The following is a 25,345-nucleotide window of genomic DNA, read 5'->3' as shown; positions in this document are numbered from 1 at the left end:
TAATCCTAACTGTTACTGAATAGCTTTCATCAAAAACTCAGCAATTTCAATCAATTGGGATTTGTTGAACACTTCTAGCAAGGTTCTAGCTGCCGCTCTCGGTTCAAGCGGGATAGACACCTGTTTGGGAGTGGAAGCGCGTGCAGGTTGGGGAGCAGGGGCAGAGCGCAACGTTGTTGCAGGCGCAACGAGTTTCTGCAAATTAGCGCTGGCTGTAATTTCGGCGGTGCGTCCTGCTAAAAGCAAGTCACTGGCCTGCTTCAAGTCTCGAATTAGCACGGGCGCGATCGTGGCGTACGTGTTGTGAACTGCAATTCCTTCAGAGTTGCGCTCTGCGCTAATCGCCCGTTGAGCCATCTGAACCACAACAACCCAAGGTTTCGCCGTTGGACTAACCTGAATTAAGCGATTGCACAAGGCAATTAGCTGCTGACGACTTTTTGGAGAATCGCCCTGCTTAAACAGTTGCAGCATCGCCTTCAGAATGGCGTTGATCTGAGCCGCCGCATTTGCAGGAAGAGTAGAAGCAGATTTGCCCTTAGCGGCGGTAGGCATCGTTCCACTACCAGATGTTCCACCAGAGAGTAAAACTTGAAAATACTTCTGCAATTCATTGAAGGTTGGTTCTGCGGCTAACACCGCTTGCTGAGCCGCCTCTTCTCGCAATCCGAACGGGCTTTGAAGCTCTACGATCAGTGCCTTCAACGTATCAAAGCCAGTTAAAAACAGGTCTTCAACGCGCTGATCGACCTTAATCGAGTGCTCTTTGAGAATTTTGAAACAGTCCTCAAAGTGGTGAGCCGTTTTCTGAATGCTGTCAAAGCCGAGCATTGCCGCTCCGCCTTTGATCGAGTGCGCTGCCCGAAATAGCTCATTCACTCGCTCTGCATCTGCCATTGTCGATTTGAGATCGACTAATCCTTGCTCGATCGTATCGAGATGTTCTTTCGCTTCTTCAATGAAATAGCCAAGAATTTGCTGCTGCTTAACTGATTGCACTGCCCTGCTCCTGGAGTAATCAGTAACGATAGACGGTATTGTTCTGTTAAATACAAGTGTTCCCAAAAACCCCGTTCATTCACGGCGAACCGGGACTTAGCTGCCTACCCCAAAATCTCAACAAAAGAATCTCGTCAAAGGGTTTCCTGAAAGGGCATTCGCATGAGTGCATTACTTAAATGATTCAGAAAGGAGCAGAAGTGCAGCGTCCAATTCAGCTTTTTTCTAAAGATGATGTAGATTAAGAGCAAACTGCCGCCGTCGAAGCGATTGTGCGGTGTCAATTGGTTGTAAGTTGGTTGATTAGCGAATTACTCCACGTCGAGAACTTCTTCAGATGGAACAGTCGAATCTTTTGGATCTCGCTAAACAGGGTGAGCCAGATGCGATCGCAGCATTAATGAATGCAGTCTTAGAACCTAAAGGCATTACAGCCCATGCCGAACGAGAACACGACTGTTTAAATATTCTGTTAGAGTCTCCAAAAACCCTCAACCGGGAAACGCTCACTGCATTTATTCAAAAGGGCTTACTGGAGCTTGGAACGGATTCCATTAGAACTGTCAGAGCGCAAGGCAAAAAGCTTGGAACTGACTCCCTTTCTTGGACTCAAGAGCTTGAGCTATACCCGATTCTGCCAGATGATTTACTCTGGCTTGACGATCCTGATGCTGAACCAGAGGAACCAGAAGCGCCGATTGAGCTAAAAGAAGATAGCCATCTTTGGTTAGAAGATTTTGAAGTAGAGTTACCCCCTGAGCCAGCCGAAGAAGAGGCAGAGGAAGAATCCGAAGCGGGGGAGGAGCCTGAGGAGCCGCCCAGCGGTTTCTTCTCATCGCTGAAGACTTACTGGCTGGCTTACTCGTTGCCCATTATGCTGGTTGTGGTTGGAGCATTTCTCATCGGAGGCGTTGCCGCCTTTCTCTCTACCTCAAAAGCAGCGCAAAATCGGGTAGAAGAGGTGATGCCAACTCCTGACGAGCAACCGCCCGACGAAAAGCAACAACGGGCAGAAGCGTATCTCAAAGCGATGAACACGGCGCAAGAAAAGTTTTATCAACAGAATAATCGCTTTGCCAATAGCTTAGAAGAATTGGAGCGATCGGCAAATTTAATGGCTCAAAGCTACGACTATGCTTACCGACTAAAAGTGAGTGATGCTGCTTGCGAAGTTGCGCCCTGCACTAATCGCTCCCTCATCACGGCCTCACCACGAGAAGCTGGACTCAAGAGCTATATCGGCGGAGTATTTGCGACTGAGACAGGCACTACAGTTCCAGTCATTTGTCAAACTCAGAAGCCGTCGATGGATGCTCCGCTCGTTCCTGAATTCTCTCCTAAAGGGGAAGTTAGCTGCGCTCCCCGTTCGGCAAAGGTGCAGTAATAATGAGGGAAACTCCTATTTGTTGCTGTAACTTATGTCTCATCCCAATACTGTCCTTACCGGATGCTTACGAGGCGTTCATCATATTGCGTTAAATGTGCGGGACATGCAGGCGTCGCGTCACTTCTACGGCACGGTTTTAGGACTGCATCAACTGCAAGGCGAAGAAGTGCCCGCAACGTTAAAAGCAGAGGTTGCCTCTGGAAAGGTGACAAACTTCAGAACTCCCGATGGCATCATTCTGGATTTGTTTTGGGAACCCGACTTGCGGCCCCCCAATCCTGACCCAAAAGCAGCATTCACACGAGCGAATCATTTGGCGTTTGATATTGCACCGGAGTTGTTCGATCGCGCGATCGCAGTGTTGCACGAACATCGCGTTTTGATTGATCACGGTCCCGTCAGTCGCCCCACAGGACGCGGAATCTATTTCTACGACCCTGATGGTTTCATGCTTGAAATTCGCTGTAATCAAGCCTAGAGAGGGCAATACTCCTCAAGTTTGTGAACAATCCACAACAATTTCTGTGAAGAGTAAATCTTTAATTCAAGAAGATGCATCACAGAGAACGCTCAGACGTATAAGAACTTAAGCCAATAGCATGATTCTCTCTGAGAAAGGTGAAGCAAGCGCATCACTCTAAAGTAGTATCTTGCTATAGAAGTAATCCGCTCTTGCTTGGCGAAGATTCTTCATCGGTTTACAAACGTTTGGGTGAGGTCTAAAAATGTTGGCAAAATTGTTTCAAGCCGCAATCATAACTCTGCTACTCAGTGTTTGGGCGGGTGCAAGAACTCCGACAAACTCCACAATTTCTGGCACCGCTTTTCAGGCGATCGCATCTCCTTTTGAATTAAGTCTTCGCTAGGAAGCCGTTGTGCTGCAACCAAAATGTCATTAATTCTACACATTACCCAAAGCGACCAGTGGCAATACGCTGAACAGACTGGTATCTACCGGGGCGACACGTTAGATTCCGAAGGATTTATTCATTGCTCTAAACCAGAGCAGGTCGTATGGGTTGCTAATTCTTTTTACCAAGGGCAATCTTCTCTCGTGCTGTTGTGTATTGAGTCCGAGAAAGTTCAGGCTGAGATCAAATACGAAGGAGTGAATGGAGGCGAAAAATTTCCGCATGTGTACGGAGCGCTAAACGTAGACGCGATCGCCTTTGTCCTGCCTTTTGAACCTAATGCTGATGGATACTTCACCTTGCCTGATCAATTAGCCACCGCTTGAAGCCGCTCAGAAATCCATAACAAAATCAATATTGTCTCTCGAATTGTGTAGCATTTGTTAAGATTTTAAAACCGATAACCCGCTACCTGCCCTGGAGAGCTTTCATGCTGCGATTGGAACATATCAGTAAGATTTACCCGACTGGCGAAGTACTCAAGGATGTGAATTGGGAAGTTAAACCTGGCGATCGCATCGGTTTAGTTGGCGTGAACGGGGCAGGAAAATCAACTCAACTGAAAATTGTCGCGGGCGAAGTCGAGCCAACCTCTGGAGAAATCATTCGTCCGTCTAGTCTGCGAATTGCTTACCTGACTCAAGAATTCGAAGTTGATCCAACGCGGACAGTGCGGGAAGAATTCTGGCGAGCCTTTCAAGAAGCAAATAGTGTGCACGAAGCGCTCTCGCAGGTGCATGTGGCAATGGAGACGGCAACGCCTGATGAGCTAGACAAACTGCTGACTAAGATGGACAAGCTCCAACGGCGGTTTGAAGGAATGGATGGCTACGGGTTGGATGCCAAGATTGAAAAGATTTTGCCGGAATTGGGGTTTGATGGCGACGACGGCGATCGCTTAGTCAGCGCCTTTAGTGGCGGTTGGCAGATGCGGATGAGTTTGGGCAAAATTCTGCTGCAAACCCCAGATTTACTGCTGTTAGACGAGCCGACTAACCATCTGGATTTGGAAACCATTGAATGGCTTGAAATTTATCTCCGAGGGTTGACTACCCCGATGGTAATTGTCTCTCACGATAGAGAATTTTTAGATCGGCTCTGTAACCAAATTGTCGAAACAGAGCGAGGAGTATCTACTACTTATCTCGGCAACTATTCTGCTTATTTGCAGCAGAAACAAGAGATGCGAGACGCTCAGTTAAGCGCTTTTGAGCGGCAGCAGAAAGAACTTGAGAAGCAACAAGCCTTTGTTGATCGCTTTCGTGCGAGTGCCACTCGCAGTACCCAAGCTAAAAGCCGCGAGAAACAGTTAGACAAGATTGAACGGATTGAAGCGCCTGAGGCAAGCGGGCGATCGCTGCACTTCCGGTTTCCACCCGCTCCCCGAAGCGGTCGCGATGTCGTGATCATTAAAGATCTGACGCACACTTACGATGACAAAATTTTATTTCTCGGAGCAGAATTACTGATTGAACGCGGCGATCGCATTGCAATTCTTGGCCCCAATGGAGCCGGAAAATCGACCTTACTTCGATTACTAATTGGATCTGAAGCCCCGACCGAGGGAACAGTAACGTTAGGGGATCATAACGTTATTGCAAGTTATTTCGAGCAGAATCAAGCAGAAGCGTTGGATCTCAAAAAAACGGTGTTGGACACGATTCATGACGAAGTACCTGACTGGAAAAATGAGGAAGTCCGGACATTGTTGGGTCGATTTTTGTTCAGTAGTGATACCGTTTTCAAGAATGTGGAAGCCTTGAGCGGGGGCGAGAAAGCGCGACTTGCACTCGCAAAAATGTTGCTGCGTCCAGCCAACTTGCTGATTCTCGATGAGCCGACCAATCACCTAGACATTCCGGCTAAAGAGATGTTAGAGGACGCCATCCGCAACTATGATGGCAGCGTCATTATCGTGTCTCACGATCGTTACTTCATTTCGCAAACCGTTAACAAAATTGTTGAAATTCGAGACGGCGAATTGCGGCTATATCGAGGCGACTATCACTACTACCTTGACAAGATTGCCGAAGAGAAAGACAAGGCAAAGCTTTTGGAAATTGAAGCTGAAAAATCAGAGAAAATAGCAGAAAAACGCGCGAAGCAAAAAGAAAAAGAAAAGGCGAGAAAGGGGCAAAAGTAATTCTCAGTTTGCTAAAAAATGGAAAGCAGAGAAAAGAGGACTGGGGATCACTCATTCAACCGTTGCAATGAGAGTTTCTACTCATTTACGAATGGAGAATTTCGATTGACTATTAGAGCGTAAGTTCTCAAAACCTGGCTTAAATCTCGTCTTAGCTCCACTACAAAAAAATGTTTTTTCTCGGTGGTAGATAAGGTAGGACTCTCAATTGCAGTGGTATGATTTGCGGAGAAATATTAAGTGAAAGGGCATGAACATATGGGGCAAATGCCTGTTTCTCCCGTAGTCCTGATTATTCTAGATGGATGGGGTTATCGCGAAGACCCAGACGGCAACGCGATCGCAGCTGCGAAAACTCCCGTCATCAACAGCCTATGGGCTGCCTATCCTCACACTCTGATTCGGACATCGGGGAAAGATGTCGGTCTGCCCGAGGGTCAAATGGGCAACTCGGAAGTGGGGCACTTGAATATCGGCGCGGGTAGGGTCGTCCCTCAGGAGCTAGTTCGGATTTCAGATGCGGTTGAAGACGGCAGTTTGCTCAAAAATCCAACATTGGTCGAGATCTGCCAAACGGTTCGCATTAAGGGAAGCAAGCTTCATTTGGTGGGGCTATGTTCCAACGGGGGCGTTCATTCTCATCTGAGCCATCTGTTTGGATTGCTCAACTTGGCAAAAGCGCAAGGCATTCAGGATGTTTGCATCCACGTTTCAACGGATGGACGCGATACTCCTCCCACCTCCGCGTTAGAAGACATCCGAAAAATACAAACACAGATCGATCGGATTGGCATCGGTCGCATTGTGACTGTGGGTGGGCGCTACTACAGCATGGATCGCGATCGCAGGTGGGATCGCGTTCAGAAAGCCTACGACGTGATGACCCAGCCCAGCGAAGGCACAGGACAATCGGCGTTAGACGTACTGAAAACCTCCTATGAGCAAGGCATTACCGACGAATTTGTAGTTCCCACTCGAATTGCTCCGGGAGCCGTTGAAGCGAATGATGGCGTGATTTTCTTTAATTTCCGCCCCGATCGCGCGAGACAGCTAACGCAAGCATTCGTTGATCCTCACTTTTCAGGATTTGAGCGCTCTAGAATCGAGCCGCTTTCGTTTGCCACGTTTACGCAATACGATCCGTCGATGCCGGTCGCGGTCGCATTTCAACCTCAAAACTTAGATAACATTTTGGGCGAAGTCATTTCTCGTCAGGGTTTGAGGCAATTCCGCACTTCCGAAACGGAGAAATACGCTCATGTGACGTACTTCTTCAACGGCGGGCTAGAAGATCCGTTTCCCGGGGAAGATCGAGAGTTAGTCCCTAGTCCAATGGTGATGACCTATGATCACCAGCCTGAAATGTCCGCGGGACCGCTGACCGATGTGGCGATCGCGGCGATTGAAAAGCGGATTTATTCGCTCGTTGTGATCAACTACGCCAATCCTGACATGGTTGGACACACAGGACAGATGGACGCGACGATCAGCGCCCTTGAGACCGTCGATCGCTGTTTAGGCAAGCTCTTAGAAGGAGTCATTGGAGCGGGAGGAACTGCCATTATTCTTGCGGATCACGGCAATGCTGAAGTGATGTGGGATGAAGAGGGCAATCCTTGGACAGCACACACCACGAATCCAGTGCCGTTTATCTTAGTCGAAGGGGAAGGAATCAAGATTCCAGGACATGGAACTGAGGTCACCCTGAGAGACGATGGACGATTGGCAGATGTCGCGCCAACGATTTTGGACATTCTGAATCTAGAGCAGCCCATAGAAATGACTGGGCGATCGATGATTCAGAAAGCCGAGTTTGATGTCAGGGCAAACCGGACGCCTGTGAAAATTGCGCGATAATTAGAAAGAGAATTTGAGTTGTTCGCGCCCTTTTGGGCTTTGCATTCATTGCAAACCGGTCTTTCACCGTCGATCTTTTGCCTAGAACTCGATTTTCAGCTTTCACTTTAGGGATTTGTACGATGACGCTTATTACTGCTTTAAGGGCGATTTGGATGTTCTCTGCTGTGGGAATTATCATTCTTGTCCTGCTGCATAGCCCAAAGGGGGATGGTTTGGGCGGTTTGGGTGGACAAGCCCAACTGTTTACCAGTGCTAAAAGTGCTGAAACGACGTTGAACCGGACAACGTGGATTTTGACCGTTCTGTTTATGGGACTGACTGTGATTTTGAGTGCGGGTTGGCTCGGCCGGTAAGCCTGAACAGACGACGTTGTGGAGAATTGCCCATGAATTGGATTGGGCGACGGATTAATCGATTGATTAGAACGCATCTAAGCGCTATCTTTTGTGGCATTGGATGCGTTTTTTTGCTGTCTATGATTCCTGCGATTAGCGCAGAGCGCAACTCTGTAGGAAACGCTCTACAAGCTTCTACAGGAATCACCGCCCTACCAGCGGCTCAACGCCACCCCCTACCGCCAACTCTAGCTCAGTGGCGCAGTCTGTCTGAGCGCGGAAATTATTTTGAGCGGGTAGAGCGGACGCCGCCTGAGTATCTCGTATGGTCGGAGTTTCCGATCAAGGTTTATATCGATGCTAGGCAAGGTGGAGGAAGATCTCAAGTCTGGGTGGAAGCGGTGAAGAACGCGATCGCGCAGTGGAGCGTTTATTTGCCTTTAACAACCGTGGCGCAGGCGCAAGACGCCGATATTACAATTGTGCGTTCGGCTCCCCCGATTCGATTTCCACCTGTTGCGCGAGTGCGATCGGCAGAAACGCGATTTGAACTTTACACGAAGGGATCACCCGGAATTTCATATCATCGGTGTTCGATTTTTATTCAACCGAGCCAGGCAGACGTATATTTATTAGCGGCGGCACGCCACGAGTTGGGTCATGCTTTAGGAATTTGGGGGCATAGCCGGCTTGAAACGGATGCGATGTATTTCTCGCAGGTGCGCGATCCCTTGCCTATCTCCGAGCGGGATGTAAACACGTTGAAGCGGGTGTATGAGCAACCAACCCGATTAGGATGGAAGGTTTCTAAGAGAGAATAAAGATTAACTTGAAAGGAAAATCATAGCCGCATGACTAAGCAAGATCTAGTTGACCGAATTCAAGCCTTTAACGCGGGGCGCAGGCCTAAAACGTTGAAGCTGAAATATAAGGCGATGACAAAAAACGCCTTTGGATTTCTGCGCGGAACGTGTCATTTGTTCTACCAAGATTTGCCTGTTGATATATTTGCAAAAGCGCCTCCTGTGTGGATTTGCGGTGATCTGCATTTTCAGAATTTTGGTAGCTTCAGAGGTGACGATCGCTTAGTTTACTTTGATGTGAATGATTTTGATGAGGCGGTACTTGCGCCTTGTACGTGGGATATTGCTAGATTCCTAACGAGCGTTCTAGTCGGAGCGCATACGCTGGGGGTGAACGACGAAGACGCGCAAGATTTGTGTGAATACTTTTTGAACACGTACACGGCAGCATTGGAAACGGGAAAATCCAGCGCTGTGCATTGTGCAACGGCAACAGGGCTGGTTCAAGATTTGCTGGAGCATCTAACAACGCGAAATCGTCAGCAGTTTTTAGATGAACGAACTGATCTCAAAAAGAAAACACGATCGCTGAAATTAATCCCAGAGAAAACGTTTGCCGTGAGCGATGCTGAGCGAGAAGCCGTCACAACCTTGATCAACACGTGGGCATCGCATCAACCCAATCCTAAATTTTTTAACGTGTTAGACGTTGCCCATCGCATTGCTGGAACGGGCAGTTTAGGGTTAGAACGCTACGTTATTTTGGTCGAAGGCGACGGCTCCCCTCACGAAAATTATCTGCTGGATCTTAAAGCAGCGCGATCGTCATCGCTTCTGCCTTATGCCCCACTGCCGCAGCCATCTTGGAACAGCCAAGCCGAACGGATCACAGCGATTCAGTTCCGATTTCAAGAATCGGCTCCCGCATTGCTCAATCCGCTCAGGCTTGATGGTAAATCGTTTGTGCTGCGAGAACTTCAGCCCACTGCCGATCGGGTTGACTTGAACCAATGGAATGGCAAGCTAAAACGGCTCGTGAAAGTGGTGCAAACCATGGCAGGAGTAGTGGCTTGGGGACAGTTGCGAAGCAGCGGACGACAGGGATCTGCGATCGCAGATGATTTAATTGCTTTCGCTCAAGACGCTGCTTCGTGGCATCCACTCGTGTTGGATTACGCACGATCGTATGCCTCCCAGGTGGAAGCAGATTATCAAATTTTTGAAGCGGCCTGGAAGGATCTCAGTTAATGATCTCCGCCCACCGTTGCCGATTGAATCCATGGCTGACAGGCGTTGATCCCTAATTCTGGATTCTGCTTATACGCTTCATCTGTGACCCAAACGCTGACCGTGCGATCGTCGCCAACAAAGTAAAGATAGCGAGCCGTAGGATCATACTTCAGACCGACTTTGAGGTTGGAGTAGTCATCTTCGCAGATCTCGAAGCCAAATCGCACCACGATTTGAGCGATTAAACATTCTGGCGTGTCGTGAGATTCACCTGAAACATCGCGTTCCTGCCAAAACTTATCTAGAAATCGTTCTAGGGTGGGTAATACTTTTCCAGGGGAGCCATCGCGACTGGCATAAACGAGCGCTGGGTTTCCCTCAACAATAAAGTGACAGGGAGTATCCATAAAACAAATAAAGCTGGAGGCATGAAGGATGACTCGATCATTTCATACTTCTTGCGAATCTACCGAATCTTTTCAAGGTTTTTCGGTGCTATTTCTGCAACTACAGATGCTGAATCCGCGATCGCAAAAGCGATTCCCATAAACTCAATTCCTGTATCCCTGACCTCAATTCCTGTTTCTCTAAACTCAATTGCTGTTTAGGCGATCGCAAAAGCGACTTCCATAAACTCAATTGCTACTTGTGAGATCCTAATCGCTGTCTCCACAAACTCAATTGCTACTTCTGCAAACTCAATTGCTACTTCTGCAAACTCAATTGCTGCCTTCACAAACTCAATTGCTACTTGTGAAGCTCAGTTGTTACTTTTGCGATCCCAATTGCTACTTCTGCAATTCCAATAACTGTCTCTACGGCTAAATGCAAAGATGTTGCCCTTCATCCTCAATCTTCTGTTTACAGCAGAGGAGAAAGCTAGAGGCATTGTATCTAGAGCACGACAGACGGCTTGGGGCTGAGATGGGATACTAGGAATACCTGTTGTAGTAAATGTCTAGCATATGCTGCCTGCTCAAGAAGCTGAAGCGTTAATTCTCGAAGCCGTTCAAGCATTAGACGTTCAGCAAGATGTGGAACTCGTTGAGTTAGAAGCGTGCCACGATCGCATTCTCGCATCTCCAGTCACGAGTCGCCTCGATTTTCCCCACTGGGACAACTCCGCGATGGACGGCTACGCAGTTCGATTTGAGGATGTGAAAAGCTGTAGTGCTGATCAACCTGCCGTTCTAGAAGTTATTGAAGAGATTCCGGCAGGCTATCAACCTCAAAAAAGTGTTCAACCTGGTCAAGCTGCCCGAATTCTAACGGGGTCAGTGATGCCGACCGGAGCAGATACGATCGTCATTCAAGAACATACCCAACGGCAAGCGGAAACGGTGTTAGTTTTAGAGCCGCCGTCTGAACCGCAAGCGTTTGTTCGGCATCAAGGAGCGTTTCATAAGTCAGGTGAACCCCTTTTATCGGCTGGAATTGTTCTCAAAGCCCCAGAAATTGCAGTTTTAGCTGCCGCGCAATGTGTTCAAGTGCCTGTATTTCGGCGTGTGCGAGTGGCAATTCTATCGACTGGAGATGAATTAGTTTCCCCAGAGCAACCATTGCAGCCAGGACAAATTGTAGATTCTAATCAATACGCTTTAGCGGCCCTTGTCGCTGAACTCGGAGCCGAACCGCTCACAATGGGCATTGTGCAAGACGATCCAGACCGTTTGAACGGCGCAATCGCGTCTGCCATCCAATCCGCCGACATCATTCTTTCTTCAGGCGGCGTTTCGGTCGGCGATTACGATTATGTCGATCGCATTTTGGCAGAACTAGGAGCCGAAATTCACATTCGCTCTGTCGCCATCAAACCCGGAAAGCCGCTCACCTTTGCGACATTTCCCAACACTCTATATTTTGGTCTTCCAGGCAATCCGGTTTCTGCGCTAGTGACATTCTGGCGATTTGTGCAGCCTGCCATCCTTAAACGGTCAGGATTAGCGCGAGACTGGAAACCGAGATTTATTAAAGCGATAACGACGCAAGATCTGCGATCGGATGGAAAACGCGAATCGTATTTGTGGGGCAACGTTGAAATCTTCGACGGCGCTTACCGATTCACTCCAGCAGGCGGCAGCAGCAGTTCCGGTAATTTGATTAATTTGGCAGGCACAAATGCTTTAGGAGTCGTTGCGATTGCTTCCAGCAACAGCGAAGCTTCCGCGCAAACTCACGTTCAGGCAGGAGACACAATCCAAATGCTGCTCACTTACGGGAAGTAAGCCGAAATTTAGTTAGCAGAAAGCAAAAATGGATGCAGCCGAGTCAAAGATCTCGGGCTTGCATCCATTTTTGCTTTTATGACTAATTATTGTTCTGTCAGCTACTTCTGCGGTCTGCGTCTTTGCAGAAATTCGGGAATATCCAGTCCACCGGGTTTCTGTTGTTGCTGCTTTTGCTCAGGATCAGCTGTAGGTGTTGCTGCAGGGTTAACCGAAAGCCGCTTTGGAACTGGAGCCTCCGTTTTGCCCATAACCGTCGGCTGGACGTCTGGGGAAAATCCAGTTGCAATCACCGTAATCCGAATTTCTCCTTGAAGCCGATCGTCAATCACCGCACCAAAAATGATATTGGCGTTGGGATCAACCGCTTCATAAATAATTTCGGCGGCAGCATTAACCTCGTGCAGCGTCAAATCCTGCCCCCCCGTAATGTTGAACACCACACCCCGCGCTCCATTGATTGAAGCTTCTAGTAAAGGAGAAGAAATTGCTGCGATCGCCGCTTCTCGCGCTCTCGACTTGCCAGAACCGATACCAATTCCCATCAATGCCGATCCCGCGTCCGCCATGATCGCCCGCACATCGGCAAAGTCAACGTTGACTAATCCCGGAATCGTGATGATATCAGAAATGCCCTGAATGCCCTGGCGCAACACATCATCTGCCGTGCGAAACGCTTCTTGTACCGGAGTCTGCTCCGAAATCACCGACAATAATTTGTCATTCGGAATAATAATCAGCGTATCGACGCGACTTTGCAGCGCGGCAATTCCTTCTTCCGCTTGACCCGTGCGACGACGTCCTTCAAACGTAAACGGACGAGTCACCACCCCGACGGTTAATGCGCCTAATTCTTTTGCCACTTCTGCCACGATCGGAGCCGCGCCGGTGCCTGTACCGCCTCCCATGCCAGCCGTAATAAATACTAAATCTGAATGTTCCAGCGCTGAAGCAATTTCATCGCGAGATTCTTCGGCGGCTTTTTGCCCGATCGCGGGATTGCTACCAGCCCCCAGTCCTCGCGTCAATTTCTGCCCCACCTGCAACCGTTTGGGTGCAGAAGATTGAGCAAGCGCTTGAGCATCGGTGTTGATTGACCAAAACTCAACGCCCGACACATCACTTGCAATCATGCGATTGACCGCGTTTCCACCGCCGCCACCCACACCGATAACCTTGATTTTCGCCATGCTCCCAGGCACAATATCACCGCTCCTTACATCTTCGCCAGGTACAGCTTTGAGTCCAGCAGATTGCCCCATATACAAACCAGAATTAAAGGGGTTAGAAGGTTCTGCTGACGTTGAGAAATTATTCGATGACCCCTCCGCATGAGAGCTTTCGTAGCCTTGCTCTTGCCTCTCATGAAGTGTCATTGGAACGGTATTTGACTCATTATTAAGCGTCATTGGAATCTCAAGCGATGGGAGGACAGACAGTAATTTGGGTTCGGACAGCTTTAGGCGTAGTCGAAGAAATTAGCTAATTGGGAAATTGTCCCACACCTTATGCGTTATGGAGTACCTAATTTTACAGGAGTTTTGGACGCATTCATCTGAACCTTGGGGGATTCGGGGTCGCTCAAATCAATATACGAAATTTGATTGGGGTTAATGCGGCTGTTCAGACGGCGCATTTGATCGAGCCGTCGGAGTTGATTGGGAAAATTAGCGCTGTAAGCGCCGAAATGAACGATCCCAAATTCTGTTTTCAACATTAAGTTTGAGGGATCATCCCACCTCACTTCAAGAACCTTAACTTGGCTTTGAAGAAGGGTTTGGTAAAACGCTGACCAATAGGGGCGATAAGATTCTGGCTTACCTGTAACTTTTAATGTTGGCAGTTTAAAGTTTTGATTGAACGCCGTATAGCTTTTGAGGGGAATCAATAGACCGCTCTCATCTAAAAGCGTAGATTGAGCAGCAGTAGACTGAGCGCCGCTCGACGTCGAGACGGCAACCGGAACCCGCTCCTGAATTCTGACCGTCAAACTCGGTGGAAAGAGTTGGCGATCGACAGTGGCTTGAGCGATCGGGGCTTCTGACTTGAGCGCTTCTGCGATCGCTTGCGGCTGAATCTTGAAGAGCGACTGTGGATACGTGAGCGGCAAGCGCGATCGAAGGGCTTGCGGTGAGATCAGCCGGTTGCCTTCGATCTCAACCTGCTCAGGCTCACGAATCACCCAAGCCGGTAAAGTTGCTGCCCAAACGGAGCCAGCCGCAAGTCCTAAAACGGCGATCCTCCGCCAGCCGCTCTGAAAAAATCGAACTCGCCGTTGGCGACGCAGGGTGCGTCGCCGGTGGTTTAAGTCAGTGGGCGATACGGGGGCGATGCTAGTCATCCTGTTCTCACATGGGGGCAAAGGGGGAAAGTGGGTCAGACTTAGCCATTCTGCCAAGCCTCACAAATCTCAACTTAATTTAACGAATGGTCGTGAACTTTAAAGAATGGGAGCGCTCAGGCGTTGTCAGCCCTACTCTAATCGATCTGCTTTGCAATCAAACAACTTTTTTGAGAGACCATTTGAGAGGCTAGTAGTCTATCAAGCTTAGATTGGGTAGCGGTGTAGACCTGTTGATTAGCTTTGACGCAATGTTGTAGAGACACAATTAATCGCGTCTTTCACAAGGGCGATGCGATCGTTCAACCACCGTTCAACCATAGGCTTACACCACTAACCTCTCATTCCCCTAAAACTCTTTAGGAATTTGAAGCTTCCTGTAAAAGAGTTGCGACTCGCTCGCCAAACTCGGGATCAACGTTTGCCAAGCTCAAAAGCTGGAGATATTCTTGCCGAGTTAATCCTGCTTGTTCAATGATGGCGATCGCGCCTATCTCAATGTCGCGCTGAAGGCGGAGAGATTCAGAGTCAGTCTCTGCTGCTTGCAGTTCTCCTTCTCGACGCTCGATTAGGCTTACAACCTGAAGACAGGCGGAAACGAACTGACTGAGTTTCTCTGAAGAAATGGTACTCGCATCGATCCCCACACTAGGAGCACTAGGAGCCGTTTGGGAGGTCACGATAGAACTATTTTCGGTAGCAGATGCAGCCAACGTTGCGCTAGGGTTAGCTAATGTGAAACATAGGGCGATCGCGATGGCGAGTAGAGTTTGCAGCGTTTCCTTCAAGGTTATGTGCAAGGCTAATTGCATCTAGACGTCCTTCTATTGAAACTCTAGCCTTGAGAATACAGCGAGATGTCGGATTTAAGAGACGAACTAAAAGAAACGGTAGATGAAGCCGAGTGGGATTGGCTAATGCCACATGAAGAACGAGGCGCGGTCATTGTTGTAGCAGAAGGATTGGACTTAGTTGAGGTTGGAGTCGCGATCGCGAACGATAATGTGACCTCAGTTCAACATTGGATTGGTGAATGCTTGCTCTATAAGCCATCAGACGAGCAGAAAGCCGTTTGGAACCAGAACCAGGAAAAACGCTTTAACGCGCTCATTGTTCAGCCTTATGTTCTGGTGCAAGAGAAAACACAGTCCTAAAATTTTGTCGTTGTGAAGTTCTTAGGATGCGGCAGTGTCCTGATTCTCAGGCCAAAAAACTACAACAGCCGTCTCCAATTATTCATCCTTCCGTAATTATTCGTCCTTCCAATGCGCTAACGTCGAACCCGTGTGTCCTGTAGTGACCCAAAGAATCGCTCGTCCGCCATCCCGAAGCACTTTTATAAAGGGTTCGGGCTCCCTAGCAGGTTCGGACTCCGTAGCAGACGGGACAGAAACTGTCTTGAGGTGAATTCCTCGACTTCCCAACACGATTTCGCCAATGACACGGGCACGCTGCATGTGGTAGTCCGACGTAACCAGGTAAACGCTGCGAACGCCTCGTTGCTGAAGCTGATCGACCAGTGTAGTGAAATTCGTAACCGTATCAACCGCTTGATAATCGAGATTCAACCGCTCTAAATCTACTCCAGCTTCAGAAAATACCCATTCTGTATATTCTCTGGGTGTTCCTGATGAAATCCAGATCGGTAAATCAGGATGCTGTCGAGCAAATTTGGCGGTGAACTGTTCTCGATCTTTAGACCCGCCTAACATAAGAATGGCGTCTGGCTGCTCAAAGTGAATCTGAACCGCACGAACCCCAAACCAGATCACGAGGGGCAGCGCCACCCAAAGCCAGAGAGACGAACGGCGAGACCGTCCCCGTTTGGTGGAACGCTGTCTAGAGATAGACTTTGATTCTGGAGAAAACTCGCTTCGCGATCGCATGATGCCACCCAAAACTAACCACTCTCACACTTCACTCTTGATCGCGACGATCCCGGACACCCGAGCGATGTCAAGAGTCGCAAACCATTCAGATTAACTTCAGAAGACCCTCGATGCTCACCGGATTTAGCGCATGTTACTGACTAAGGCTGTCAGGAGGCGTAGTTCTCTCGGATTGAGCTTGGGCAATCGTAGCTTGAATTTTGGGAAGCGCGAAGAACTTTTGGGCATCGGCTAACAGGCGAGTGCCCCAAAGATTGTCTTTCAAAAACTTAAGATCGCTGTAGCGGCTGTCCATCTTAATTGCAGATTCACCCAGCGCTAATCCCTGAGCGCGATCGCCTTTTGAATAGAGTGCGATCGCCACTGCCAGTTTGGGTTCAACAGCTTTCGCATCTAGTAAAACCGCCTGCTTCCACAGTTTAATCGCTTCGCTGGGATCTCCCGCTTCATATCTCAACAACCCGATATTGTTGATGGCGGGCCAAAATTCTTTATCTTGAGAAAACGCTTTTTGGTAACTCTCGATCGCCTCTTTCGGCTTTTTCAGCATCATGTAGGCATTGCCCAAGTCAAATAGCGCTCCTGGCGTATTTGGTTTCAGCTTGAGACCCGTTTGAATGTAGCTGATTGATTGGTTGTAGTCCGTCTTCTGAAAATAGGCACTGCCAAGTGCAAATGGAATGGCAGCATTTCTCGGATCAAGGCTTTGAGCGCGCTTGAGGGAGGAAATTCCCTTATCCAATTGATTGGTTTGTAAGTACAAACTGCCCAAAACCGCCCAAGACTCGGGGGCTTTTGGCGCAAGCTGAGTGGCAAGTCGTGCCCGGGACACTGCCAGCGGAAACTGCTGAAATTGAGCAAGCTGCGTTGCCTCTTGAAGCAGTCCCAGTCCTTGTTGCTCTAATTTAGTCAGATCAACTTGAGGAGTATGAGGGATAAGCTGTGCGGATGCAGGTTGCATCACAGCGACCAATCCCAACGCTAAGCAGGCGGAAATCAGAGAAAATCGTCTTGCCACAATGAGACTTGAAAAACGACAGGGTGCTGTCAGTTAGCTTAATCGATCTTGCTGGCGATCGTGACAAAAACTTAAAGGACTAGCCCTGCCGTTTCCGATCACGGTACTCTATCTGTTTCAAACCCCTCTACATAGAAAACTCACAGCTTCTCCAACTCAACCTATGGATCGCTTTAAAGTCGAAGTTATCTCCCAAACGCCCAACCCCCAGCAAACGATTTATGCGGCGATGCACCAGGATTATGCAGAAGGTTTTGTCTGGGACGATCGCGATCGCTTTCCCGATGAGCGCAAAGCTGGAGAGATGATTATCAAACACTTGCTTGCAGGCAATAGAGGGCACTACGGGCCGCTAGAGCATCCTCAGATTGTGCTCAATTGTGGCTGGTTTCCCCACAGCACAATGCAGCAGATTCGGACGCATCGGGTAGGAATTTCATTCGATGTCCAATCTTTTCGTTATACGGGGCAGCGCGTTATTGATGTGGTCGAAGGCAAGCGCGAAGTCGAGGAAGTCTTCTATCTGCGCCCGCTAGGATTTTATAGCGATCGCCAAGGCAAAAAATACGAATACACGCTCGAACAGCGTCAGCAAGATGTTGAGTGGTGTCTCGAAGCGTGCAAGCGGTATCAAACCCGCATTCAGCAAGGGTTTTCAGAAGAACATGCGAGAGGCTTAATTCCGTTTGATGTGCGGCAGCATTGGGTGATGTCAGCCAACGTGCGATCGCTAATGCACCTGTTAGACCTGCGTTGGAAGGCAGACGCTCAACTAGAAGCCCAAAAACTGTGTGAATCCAGTTGGGATCACTTTAAAGCTTGGGTTCCAGAAATTGCAGAGTGGTACGAAACCAATCGGTTGAAGAAAGCCCGGCTCTCGCCTTAAGACTATTCCTGACCGTCATTTTGGTTCTGCCTTATTCTGAGATTCTCTCGAGCTTTCCGTAGAAAGCTTAGGGGATCTGCAAATTTGGTATGCTTCTGATTTGAAGTTGCAAAATTAACATTTTTAAGGTCAGGCACGCATGGGAGGAGATGAATGAATATCGTAGAACTATTTCAGAAAGGCGGCGTGACCATGATCCCGCTCCTGCTGCTTTCAATTTTGACGCTCACCGCCGTAATCGAGCGATCGTGGTTCTGGTTCAACATTTTAAACAAGGAAAAAGAAGTCGCAAATCGCATTCTGGATACCTCAAAGCGGGATTGGATCGCCGCCACCGAAATTGCGCGGCAATCATACGATCAGCCAATTGGACGGTTCCTTTATTCACCCATGCGACTGCAAGATCCCGATCCCGAACTCTTTCGGCTCGCGTTAGAATCGACCGCCGACGAAGAAATTGCATCCATGCGTCGCGGCGACAAAATTTTAGAAGCCGTAATTACGCTCGCACCCTTACTTGGACTGCTCGGAACCGTGATTGGTCTGATCATTTCGCTGCAATCCATTCGGATTGGAGATATTGGAACTGCCTCTACAACGGGTGTCACCTCCGGAATCGGGGAGGCGTTAATCAGCACAGCAGCGGGCTTAGTTGTCGCAATCGTTGCAGCCGCCTTCTACCGCATCTTCCAAAGCTTAGTTTTCAATCAAGCTAAAATGTTTCGACGGACAGGCAACGAATTAGAAGTGCGTTACCGGCAGCAATGGCAACTTCAACACGGGAAAGCGCTGCCTGAACGCCTCAACTAACCCTGCTTCAAGCCAAACGATCGCATCCTCCTATTCTTCGTCTCCTATGAAAATTAATTTTGACTCCCCCGGCGAGGAGGCTCAGATTCAGATTCTTCCGCTCATCGACGTGATTTTCTGTATTCTGACCTTCTTCATCCTGGCAGCCTTGCAATTAACTCGTCAGCAAGGCATCAACTTGGATTTACCGAGGGCCGCGACCAGCAACGTGCAAATGCGAGAAACGCTAGTCGTCACCATTGATTCCACAGGACAAACCTATGTAGACACGCAAGTTGTCAATCGTGCTCAGCTTTTTCAAGTGCTGAAGAACTATCAGGCTCAGCGACCAGACGGGTTACTGGTACTTAGAGCCTCTCAAACGGCATTTTACAACGACGTGATTCAGGTGCTGGACATCCTAAGATCAGTCGGCGGCGATCGCGTTGCCCTCGCGACTGAGCCGACAACTCAAGTGCCCGGACAATCACAAACTCCAGTCGCCCCAGGACTTCAATCTCCAACACCTGCTCCTGGTTTACCCGGATCGCCTCTCAGTCCAACCAATCCTGCAAATCCAAACGGACTGCAACAGCTACCCACTGCTCCGAGCCAAACCCAACCGCTTCCTGGTCAATCAGCACCTCTCGATCAAAATCCCGCAGGTCAACTGTCACCACAGCCGTCGTCTGATTCTGGCGTTCCTCCGGTGCCCAATCAATCGGGCCAGTAGAACAAAAAAAAGGCAAGCATTTCTGCCTGCCCGATTAGAAACTAGCGACTGAACTTAATGACGACTATTACGAATCGGAGTGCCGCATGGATAGGTTGCAATCGGTTCGCGTTCAACCTTTGCAATGAAAGAACTGGCTTCCGTAACGGAGTCAGCAGGGCGCAACTTTGCAGCTTCATAGTCCGCCTTCAGTTTGGCCATCATCTCAGGACGCCGATCATAGAGACGCTTGAGCGATCGCGGCTGACATTGATTAATCACATAAGCGGTGAGAATCGGCAGCGCGATCGTACTGTCGGTGTAGCAAACGATGGTATTTGGCAACTCATCGGGGTCAACCTTCCCCCAACTCACCGCTTCATTTGGCGTTGCACCCGATAAACCACCGGTATCGGGACGGGCATCCGTGACTTGCACAAAGTAGTCGTGTCCTCTTTCTTCTAAACCCAACACCTCGTGCAGTTGAGGTTGGGTTTGCAGCAAGAAGTTTTTAGGACTGCCGCCGCCAATGATTAACGCAGCACTCTTTCCATCTACACCTGGAATCCCGGACTCACGAGCCGCATAAGCGATCGCGGCGGTTTCGTTCACATCCACAAGCGGATCAATTTGCAACGCTGATCCTTCTAGCGCCATCGCAGCTAGGTTCATGCCAATCGAGCTATCTCCCGGAGACGAGGTGTAAATCGGAACGCCGCATTCATATGCCGTAGCCAAGAGTGAGGGATTTTTCACTCCGATCCGACGCTCCACTTCATGCACATACTTTCCGAGCAGATAGTGAAATTCTGCCGTTCCCATGCGCTTCTGAAACGGTTCTGCCTTAATAATTTCTCGAATGAAGGCATCTGTACCCAGCAGCACATCGTAGTCAAACACGATGTCATAAATCCGAATTCGGCCCTCTTGGCGCAGTTTGACATCATCGACAAAGGGGTTGCTGGCATACAAGTCCAAGCCCAACCCATAGTGCATGTCGTGATACAAATTAGCTCCGGTGCTAATCATCCAATCCACAAATCCGTGACGGATCAGGGGAGCCAGCACCGACGTTCCAAAACCCGCTGGGGTCATCGCACCCGACAAGCTGAGTGCCACCGTTACGCCATCTTGCATCACTTCGCGGCTTAGCAAGTGACAGGCTTCCCGCAGCCTTGCTGAGTTATACGCAGTGAAATAGCCATCAATTAGGTCTACAACACTAATTTCGGCAGGCATGGGGGAGGGCGTAATTTTGTGACTGAGAAGTTTGGACATTGTTGCACTCCAAAAAAGTTAAGACGCATAAAGTGAGGTTTAGAACAGTAGAAGTCAGTTTAATTAACTGACGCAGAGAAAACTTCCGCACCACCTTGAGGATGGGCAAAAAAGCGGTTCAGCACGACAAGGGAAGTCATGTTTAGAACTTGGCGAAGTCAACCAAATTTTGCACAAGGGACTGCCAAACAGCCAGTGCGACATTTAGTAGCAACACACCTACCTGCAAAAGCTTGGAAGCTTCTCAACGAATTGAGTCGACGCTCTGATGATTAGGCATCTAAACCTCGTGGCCCATCATCAGATAACCGACTCCATGAATTGTTTATTTTTTGAAATTCTTCCTACAGAGAAGATGACCGATCCAGTTCGCAAATCCAACCATTAAAAAGCGTTTCAAGAGCTAGTTGCAAACCTAGAGTTACAGATCGGTCAGTTCATACTGGGCGCTTCGCAACGATCTGCCCAAGAGAGCGCAGGGTCACATTGTCGCTTGCGCTTTAACTTCATTTCCAGATACCACAGCGGACGCCAAGGGTATCCAGCAAACGAGAACGGTTTCAATGTTTTTGTAACCTGTTACTAAGCACGGACTAGTCCATAGTAACATCAATGCTCAAAGGCAATCTAGTTAAATAGGTATAGACTTTTCAGATTAGTTAAAGGCTCAGTCAGGCTGGTAGGCTAGAAGTATCTAGAACCAAAGTGTTGCAAATCTGCCTCTAGCTTCCTACGCTTATGACTATCTCTTCAGAATCGTCAGATCAATCGTCTTTAAACGCTGCTCAGCATCGCCTCAAAATGCAGCGTCGTAAAGAAGTTCAAGACAAACGATTGGCAGAGCGCGATCGCGAGAAAGGATTGATCATTGTCCATACCGGAAATGGCAAGGGCAAAACTACGGCAGCGTTGGGAATGGTGTTGCGATCGCTCGGTCATGGCTATAAAGTGGCGATCGTGCAGTTCATTAAAGGGGCGTGGGAACCCGCCGAGAAAGCTGCGTTTGAGAAATGGGGCGATCAGCTTGAGTTTCACGCTCTTGGAGAAGGCTTTACTTGGGAAACTCAAGATCGCGATCGCGACATTCAAAAAGCAACAGAAGCGTGGGAGCAAGCGCTATCTTACATTCACCATCCTGACTTTAGATTAGTTCTGCTTGATGAAGTGAATATTGCGCTTAAGCTGGGCTACCTGAATGTTGAAACAGTGCTGGCAGGGTTAGACCAAAAGCCAGAAGAATCCCACGTCATCCTTACAGGGCGAGGAGCGCCACCGGATTTAATCGAAAAGGCTGACCTAGTAACAGAGATGACCCTAGTTAAGCACCCTTTCCGCGAACAGGGGGTAAAGGCCCAACCCGGAATCGAGTTTTAACTGAGTTTTAACTAAATCTTGTATCAACAAGTCCATTCAAATCAGATGCCCATGATCCACCCTTTAGGATCGTGGGCATTTTTTCTGTTTTCTCTATTTACCAGAAATAAAAGCCTCTGAACTGAAGTATTGCTTCCGTAAATCATCAAAAGTTTGAAGAGACTGCAAAGCACTGAACATTTTTTCAGTATTAACTCTGAGGCCTGTTTCCATTATTTGTATAAATCTGTACTTGTACAAACGCCTTATTCGTATCTTTGCTAAGCAGGTCAGCGTTGCTAACCTTCATCAAAAAAATACAAGACGGTTGGTTGACCTTAAGAATCGGGGAATTCTAGAGCCTGAAGCCAGAAAAGTTTGCTGTCCTTTCACGTCCTTTGCTCATAGAGAATAACTGCCATGCCTACCGATGAACAATTTGCTGCGGCAAAATCGCTCGATAGTCCCTTCAGCTTACAGATCGAAGAGGGAACGCTCAGCAGCAGCAATACTAGCCAACTATACAAAGTTTCTGCTAGCAGCAGCAGCAGCCTAAATGCAAGACTTGCTTTGACCGACTTAACAGGCAACGCCCTGCTCAAAGTTTACGGTAGCGATCGCACCGTTGAATCAAATCAGCCATCTCGCTTGTCTGAGTCCATCCTGCTCGACAGCATTCCTTCAGGAACCTATTACATTGAAGTTGCGTTAGATCCTGCAGCAGTCACATCTGCTAATTACAAGCTCAACGTTGAGTTCAATACAACAGGAGATTTCAACAACATCGTTTGGCACAATGCTGCCGCTCAGCAAGCTGCAATTTGGCAAATGTCAGGTAGCACCCTGACAGGTTTTAGCACCATCAATGGGGTTGGGCCAGAGTGGCAAACTCAAGGATTCGACGACTTTGATGGCGATGGAGAGGATGACATCGTTTGGCGCAATCTAAACTCAGGGCAACTCGCATTCTGGTTTGTCAAAGACAAGCAAGTCGTTAGTGCTGTTCTCGGTAACACAGTTCCCCTCGATTGGAAGGTTGTTGATACGGTGAACCTTGATGGCAACAAATTTGCTGACTTAGTTTGGCAACGGTATGAGGGCGGAGTTTCTACCGGAACAGTTGCTTTGTGGCAGATGCAAGGCGCTACGATAGCCAATTCTGGACTGCTTGAATCTGCAAAAGGATGGTCAATTGAGAAGATCGGCGACTTTGACGGGGACAACCAAGACGATTTGTATTGGCGCTCTACAGATGGAGGCACTGCGGTCTTCTTGCTGAGTGGCATAACCAAGCTAGAGGGAGCACTTGGACCTAGCATTCCGTTGGAGTGGAAGCTTCAGTTCGTTTCCGATCTAAATGCTGATGGCAATGACGATCTCATCTGGCGAAACGAACAGACTGGAACGTTTGGGCTTTGGCTGATGGACGGACTGCAATTTAGCGACACTAGAGCAATCGAGTCGGGGTTAGGTTGGCGAATAGAACAAGTGGCTGATTTCAATAAAGATGGCAAGGCAGACCTGTTCTGTCGCAGCGTCAACAACGATGTTGCAGTCGCTCTAATGGATGGTCTCACAACTAGCCAATTTGTCAGTTTGCCGTCTGTTGGGCAAGAGTGGAAAGTAGAACAAGTGGCCGATTTCAATGGAGATGGCAAAGCCGATCTCCTATGGCGCTCTGAATCTTTGCAATCGGCCGCAATTTGGCTGATTGATGGAACTGCAACCACAGTAAGTCTCCTCAAGGATAGCAATGGAGCAGATCTCAGCAAAGCGTACAACGGCATCGACGCGGGGTGGAAAATTCAGGGGACGCTTGAGCGTAAATTGACCTCTCAACCGTTCAGCATTAGTGGTGCTACGCTCGAAACCGCGTTTAACATCGGGATGCTAGACGACGCTGGTAAGTATCAGGACAAAATCGGTCTGGGTGAGAATGACTTCTATAAGTTCTCGGTTGGCATTGAGACTGATCTAACCGCTTCGGTGAGTGGAGAGGCCTTAGTAGAACTCTATAAAAATGTGAATGGGGCCTGGACGAAGCAAGCCTATCAGGCAGGCACTATGGAAAAGATCGAGAGAGGCGACTATTATGTCCAAATTGGCGGAGCAACACAGGCAACGACTTATACGCTAGACATTCTGGGTGTACCGCGCCGAATTGATTTGTCGGGTACAGCATTTGCTAGTGAGACTCCTTCGTTTGCCTTGGTTGACAGCACTGATCCTGCTGCTAACAAGGTTAACGCCACCTTCCAGATTAAAAATTTGGAAACCTTTGTCGCGAGCGATTTCACAGTGTCGTTCTATATTTCGCGTGATTCAGTGATTGATCCGTTCGACTCTGTTCCAACCAGAGGAGACCAAAAACTGGCGATCGCACTCAATGGTAATCAAGAAGCCATTATCTCTGGCAAAGACTTGTTGGTGAAGAAAGGATTGGGTAAGAATGGCACCTTTGACGGCAACGTCACGCTAACGCTTCCAGGCACACAAGACGGTTTCTGGACAATTGACAAGCCCTACTACATTGGTATGGCAATCAATCTGATCGGTTACCAGAATGAGACGAACGCTACGGATAACTTCAACGTCGCGCTGGGCAAGGATAAATTGGAGCTTAAAGTTACGGACGTTCCGACCATCGACCTCAGCGGACAGAGCCTGATAAACACAACTTCTGGCAGTAGCTTCCAACCCGGCGCGACGATCAATTTGCAATACGCTGTTGCAAACCTAGGTAGCAGACCCACTTCAAGTGACTTTAAAGTCAAGTTCTATGCTTCGCTTGACCCGGACATTAACCCGGAGCAAGATAGAGAAATTGGGGCTGATGTCGTAACTGAAAGCATCCTCAAACAGAGCGTCAGTGGAACCCGCTCTATAGGGGTTATGCTTCCAGACAGCTCATGGAGCGAGCTACAAGGCAAGTCTGGAAACATACCAATTTATATTGGCATGTACGTTAACGCTGACGTCATTGACATTAGCGATGTTGACCCCAGTAATAACGTTAATCAAGGAGTCGCTCGTCCAGATAATTCACGGTTTGACATCTTCCAAACCTTTATTAATCTCGACAATAATTAATGTCAATGTCTATGTCAAAAATCTTTAGATTGGACGAGAACTAGACATTCGTTGAGTCAATCACAGCTCAAATCAAAAGGGATACAACAAACGGTT

The 25,345-nt window shown here is 48.6% G+C and carries 25 protein-coding genes; 16 read left to right on the top strand and 9 right to left on the bottom strand.

Translation table 11 applies throughout. The annotated features are described in order from the left end of the window. Positions 1–12: 12 nt before the first annotated feature. Positions 13–999, bottom strand: a complete 987-nt coding sequence (locus AC5I6P_RS24455; RefSeq protein ID WP_495696379.1) for an Hpt domain-containing protein — start codon at positions 997–999, stop codon at positions 13–15. 337 nt (positions 1,000–1,336) lie between these two features. Between AC5I6P_RS24455 and AC5I6P_RS24450 the strand changes: the two genes are divergently transcribed. The 9 genes from AC5I6P_RS24450 (at position 1,337) to AC5I6P_RS24410 (ending at position 9,686) form a co-directional block, all read left to right on the top strand. Further along, the gene (locus tag AC5I6P_RS24450; protein ID WP_495696378.1) at positions 1,337–2,383 is read left to right on the top strand and encodes a type IV pilin-like G/H family protein; all 1,047 of its coding nucleotides are present in this window, start codon (positions 1,337–1,339) and stop codon (positions 2,381–2,383) included. A gap of 34 nt (positions 2,384–2,417) precedes the next feature. Next, on the top strand, positions 2,418–2,864 hold the full coding sequence (locus AC5I6P_RS24445; RefSeq protein ID WP_495696377.1) for a VOC family protein: 447 nt from the start codon (positions 2,418–2,420) through the stop codon (positions 2,862–2,864). A gap of 247 nt (positions 2,865–3,111) precedes the next feature. Then, positions 3,112–3,252 (top strand): QAALIT motif small membrane protein, encoded by a 141-nt coding sequence (locus tag AC5I6P_RS24440; RefSeq protein ID WP_495696376.1) that lies wholly within the window; start codon positions 3,112–3,114, stop codon positions 3,250–3,252. 23 nt (positions 3,253–3,275) lie between these two features. Beyond that, the gene (locus AC5I6P_RS24435) at positions 3,276–3,623 is read left to right on the top strand and encodes a DUF952 domain-containing protein (protein WP_495696375.1); all 348 of its coding nucleotides are present in this window, start codon (positions 3,276–3,278) and stop codon (positions 3,621–3,623) included. Between the two features lie 104 nt (positions 3,624–3,727). Next, positions 3,728–5,440 (top strand): ABC transporter ATP-binding protein, encoded by a 1,713-nt coding sequence (locus AC5I6P_RS24430; protein ID WP_495696374.1) that lies wholly within the window; start codon positions 3,728–3,730, stop codon positions 5,438–5,440. A gap of 267 nt (positions 5,441–5,707) precedes the next feature. Beyond that, positions 5,708–7,297 carry a 2,3-bisphosphoglycerate-independent phosphoglycerate mutase gene (gene gpmI, locus AC5I6P_RS24425; RefSeq protein WP_495696373.1) on the top strand — a complete coding sequence of 530 codons (1,590 nt, stop codon included), beginning with the start codon at positions 5,708–5,710 and terminating at the stop codon, positions 7,295–7,297. Between the two features lie 122 nt (positions 7,298–7,419). Then, positions 7,420–7,653, top strand: coding sequence for a preprotein translocase subunit SecG (gene secG / locus AC5I6P_RS24420; protein WP_495696372.1), 234 nt, complete (start codon positions 7,420–7,422; stop codon positions 7,651–7,653). 32 nt (positions 7,654–7,685) lie between these two features. Beyond that, positions 7,686–8,456, top strand: coding sequence for a peptidase (locus AC5I6P_RS24415; protein ID WP_495696371.1), 771 nt, complete (start codon positions 7,686–7,688; stop codon positions 8,454–8,456). Between the two features lie 30 nt (positions 8,457–8,486). After that, positions 8,487–9,686 carry a DUF2252 domain-containing protein gene (locus AC5I6P_RS24410; RefSeq protein ID WP_495696370.1) on the top strand — a complete coding sequence of 400 codons (1,200 nt, stop codon included), beginning with the start codon at positions 8,487–8,489 and terminating at the stop codon, positions 9,684–9,686. Here AC5I6P_RS24410 and AC5I6P_RS24405 read toward each other — a convergent pair. Both AC5I6P_RS24405 and AC5I6P_RS24400 read right to left on the bottom strand, forming a co-directional pair. Beyond that, positions 9,683–10,075 (bottom strand): histidine kinase, encoded by a 393-nt coding sequence (locus AC5I6P_RS24405; protein ID WP_495696369.1) that lies wholly within the window; start codon positions 10,073–10,075, stop codon positions 9,683–9,685. The genes AC5I6P_RS24410 and AC5I6P_RS24405 overlap by 4 nt on opposite strands. 197 nt (positions 10,076–10,272) lie before the next feature. Then, on the bottom strand, positions 10,273–10,404 hold the full coding sequence (locus AC5I6P_RS24400) for a hypothetical protein (RefSeq protein ID WP_495696368.1): 132 nt from the start codon (positions 10,402–10,404) through the stop codon (positions 10,273–10,275). A 229-nt stretch (positions 10,405–10,633) separates the two neighbouring features. Between AC5I6P_RS24400 and AC5I6P_RS24395 the strand changes: the two genes are divergently transcribed. Further along, entirely contained in the window at positions 10,634–11,893 is a 1,260-nt protein-coding gene (locus AC5I6P_RS24395; RefSeq protein ID WP_495696367.1) for a molybdopterin molybdotransferase MoeA, read from the top strand. 101 nt (positions 11,894–11,994) lie between these two features. Here the strand turns inward: AC5I6P_RS24395 and ftsZ are convergent, their stop codons facing one another. The 3 genes from ftsZ to AC5I6P_RS24380 all read right to left on the bottom strand — a co-directional run bounded on the left by ftsZ (position 11,995) and on the right by AC5I6P_RS24380 (position 15,046). Next, positions 11,995–13,302 carry a cell division protein FtsZ gene (gene ftsZ, locus AC5I6P_RS24390; protein WP_495696366.1) on the bottom strand — a complete coding sequence of 436 codons (1,308 nt, stop codon included), beginning with the start codon at positions 13,300–13,302 and terminating at the stop codon, positions 11,995–11,997. 104 nt (positions 13,303–13,406) lie between these two features. Beyond that, positions 13,407–14,234, bottom strand: coding sequence for a cell division protein FtsQ/DivIB (locus AC5I6P_RS24385; protein ID WP_495696365.1), 828 nt, complete (start codon positions 14,232–14,234; stop codon positions 13,407–13,409). Positions 14,235–14,593: 359 nt separating this feature from the next. Then, a complete protein-coding gene (locus tag AC5I6P_RS24380) occupies positions 14,594–15,046 on the bottom strand; it encodes a DUF4168 domain-containing protein (protein WP_495696364.1) in 453 nt (150 codons plus the stop codon). 45 nt (positions 15,047–15,091) lie between these two features. Here AC5I6P_RS24380 and AC5I6P_RS24375 point away from each other — a divergent pair, with 45 nt between their 5' ends. Beyond that, complete coding sequence (locus AC5I6P_RS24375) at positions 15,092–15,388, top strand: DUF2288 domain-containing protein (protein WP_495696363.1); 297 nt, start codon at positions 15,092–15,094, stop codon at positions 15,386–15,388. A gap of 96 nt (positions 15,389–15,484) precedes the next feature. On the opposite strand, the gene AC5I6P_RS24370 is transcribed toward AC5I6P_RS24375, so the two are convergent. Beyond that, positions 15,485–16,120, bottom strand: a complete 636-nt coding sequence (locus AC5I6P_RS24370) for a YdcF family protein (RefSeq protein WP_495696362.1) — start codon at positions 16,118–16,120, stop codon at positions 15,485–15,487. 136 nt (positions 16,121–16,256) lie between these two features. Then, the gene (locus AC5I6P_RS24365) at positions 16,257–17,141 is read right to left on the bottom strand and encodes a tetratricopeptide repeat protein (protein WP_495696361.1); all 885 of its coding nucleotides are present in this window, start codon (positions 17,139–17,141) and stop codon (positions 16,257–16,259) included. Positions 17,142–17,304: 163 nt separating this feature from the next. On the opposite strand from AC5I6P_RS24365, the gene thyX reads away from it, so the two are divergent. From thyX to AC5I6P_RS24350, 3 genes are all read left to right on the top strand, one after another. Beyond that, positions 17,305–18,027 carry an FAD-dependent thymidylate synthase gene (gene thyX / locus AC5I6P_RS24360; protein WP_495696360.1) on the top strand — a complete coding sequence of 241 codons (723 nt, stop codon included), beginning with the start codon at positions 17,305–17,307 and terminating at the stop codon, positions 18,025–18,027. A 153-nt stretch (positions 18,028–18,180) separates the two neighbouring features. Then, positions 18,181–18,837, top strand: a complete 657-nt coding sequence (locus AC5I6P_RS24355) for a MotA/TolQ/ExbB proton channel family protein (RefSeq protein WP_495696359.1) — start codon at positions 18,181–18,183, stop codon at positions 18,835–18,837. 46 nt (positions 18,838–18,883) lie between these two features. Then, the gene (locus AC5I6P_RS24350) at positions 18,884–19,549 is read left to right on the top strand and encodes an ExbD/TolR family protein (protein WP_495696358.1); all 666 of its coding nucleotides are present in this window, start codon (positions 18,884–18,886) and stop codon (positions 19,547–19,549) included. A gap of 54 nt (positions 19,550–19,603) precedes the next feature. Here AC5I6P_RS24350 and AC5I6P_RS24345 read toward each other — a convergent pair whose 3' ends face one another. Then, the gene (locus AC5I6P_RS24345; protein ID WP_495696357.1) at positions 19,604–20,806 is read right to left on the bottom strand and encodes a homospermidine biosynthesis protein; all 1,203 of its coding nucleotides are present in this window, start codon (positions 20,804–20,806) and stop codon (positions 19,604–19,606) included. 738 nt (positions 20,807–21,544) lie between these two features. Here AC5I6P_RS24345 and cobO point away from each other — a divergent pair. Together cobO and AC5I6P_RS24335 are read left to right on the top strand one after the other, a co-directional pair. Then, positions 21,545–22,180 (top strand): cob(I)yrinic acid a,c-diamide adenosyltransferase, encoded by a 636-nt coding sequence (cobO, locus tag AC5I6P_RS24340; RefSeq protein ID WP_495696356.1) that lies wholly within the window; start codon positions 21,545–21,547, stop codon positions 22,178–22,180. Positions 22,181–22,579: 399 nt separating this feature from the next. After that, positions 22,580–25,249: an FG-GAP-like repeat-containing protein gene (locus tag AC5I6P_RS24335; protein ID WP_495696355.1), complete on the top strand. Its 2,670-nt coding sequence runs from the start codon at positions 22,580–22,582 to the stop codon at positions 25,247–25,249. Positions 25,250–25,345: the final 96 nt, after the last annotated feature.

The organism is Myxacorys sp., from assembly GCF_059501405.1.
Note: the sequence above shows the minus strand (reverse complement) of the source record. Positions and strands in the feature narration are given on the sequence as shown.

Coding starts and splice junctions, on each gene's coding strand:
- AC5I6P_RS24450 (WP_495696378.1), top strand. CDS start 1,337: ATGGAACAGTCGAATCTTTTGGATCTCGCTAAACAGGGTGAGCCAGAT.
- AC5I6P_RS24445 (WP_495696377.1), top strand. CDS start 2,418: ATGTCTCATCCCAATACTGTCCTTACCGGATGCTTACGAGGCGTTCAT.
- AC5I6P_RS24440 (WP_495696376.1), top strand. CDS start 3,112: ATGTTGGCAAAATTGTTTCAAGCCGCAATCATAACTCTGCTACTCAGT.
- AC5I6P_RS24435 (WP_495696375.1), top strand. CDS start 3,276: ATGTCATTAATTCTACACATTACCCAAAGCGACCAGTGGCAATACGCT.
- AC5I6P_RS24430 (WP_495696374.1), top strand. CDS start 3,728: ATGCTGCGATTGGAACATATCAGTAAGATTTACCCGACTGGCGAAGTA.
- gpmI (WP_495696373.1), top strand. CDS start 5,708: ATGCCTGTTTCTCCCGTAGTCCTGATTATTCTAGATGGATGGGGTTAT.
- secG (WP_495696372.1), top strand. CDS start 7,420: ATGACGCTTATTACTGCTTTAAGGGCGATTTGGATGTTCTCTGCTGTG.
- AC5I6P_RS24415 (WP_495696371.1), top strand. CDS start 7,686: ATGAATTGGATTGGGCGACGGATTAATCGATTGATTAGAACGCATCTA.
- AC5I6P_RS24410 (WP_495696370.1), top strand. CDS start 8,487: ATGACTAAGCAAGATCTAGTTGACCGAATTCAAGCCTTTAACGCGGGG.
- AC5I6P_RS24405 (WP_495696369.1), bottom strand. CDS start 10,075: ATGGATACTCCCTGTCACTTTATTGTTGAGGGAAACCCAGCGCTCGTT.
- AC5I6P_RS24395 (WP_495696367.1), top strand. CDS start 10,634: ATGCTGCCTGCTCAAGAAGCTGAAGCGTTAATTCTCGAAGCCGTTCAA.
- ftsZ (WP_495696366.1), bottom strand. CDS start 13,302: ATGACGCTTAATAATGAGTCAAATACCGTTCCAATGACACTTCATGAG.
- AC5I6P_RS24385 (WP_495696365.1), bottom strand. CDS start 14,234: ATGACTAGCATCGCCCCCGTATCGCCCACTGACTTAAACCACCGGCGA.
- AC5I6P_RS24380 (WP_495696364.1), bottom strand. CDS start 15,046: ATGCAATTAGCCTTGCACATAACCTTGAAGGAAACGCTGCAAACTCTA.
- AC5I6P_RS24375 (WP_495696363.1), top strand. CDS start 15,092: ATGTCGGATTTAAGAGACGAACTAAAAGAAACGGTAGATGAAGCCGAG.
- AC5I6P_RS24370 (WP_495696362.1), bottom strand. CDS start 16,120: ATGCGATCGCGAAGCGAGTTTTCTCCAGAATCAAAGTCTATCTCTAGA.
- thyX (WP_495696360.1), top strand. CDS start 17,305: ATGGATCGCTTTAAAGTCGAAGTTATCTCCCAAACGCCCAACCCCCAG.
- AC5I6P_RS24355 (WP_495696359.1), top strand. CDS start 18,181: ATGAATATCGTAGAACTATTTCAGAAAGGCGGCGTGACCATGATCCCG.
- AC5I6P_RS24350 (WP_495696358.1), top strand. CDS start 18,884: ATGAAAATTAATTTTGACTCCCCCGGCGAGGAGGCTCAGATTCAGATT.
- AC5I6P_RS24345 (WP_495696357.1), bottom strand. CDS start 20,806: ATGTCCAAACTTCTCAGTCACAAAATTACGCCCTCCCCCATGCCTGCC.
- cobO (WP_495696356.1), top strand. CDS start 21,545: ATGACTATCTCTTCAGAATCGTCAGATCAATCGTCTTTAAACGCTGCT.
- AC5I6P_RS24335 (WP_495696355.1), top strand. CDS start 22,580: ATGCCTACCGATGAACAATTTGCTGCGGCAAAATCGCTCGATAGTCCC.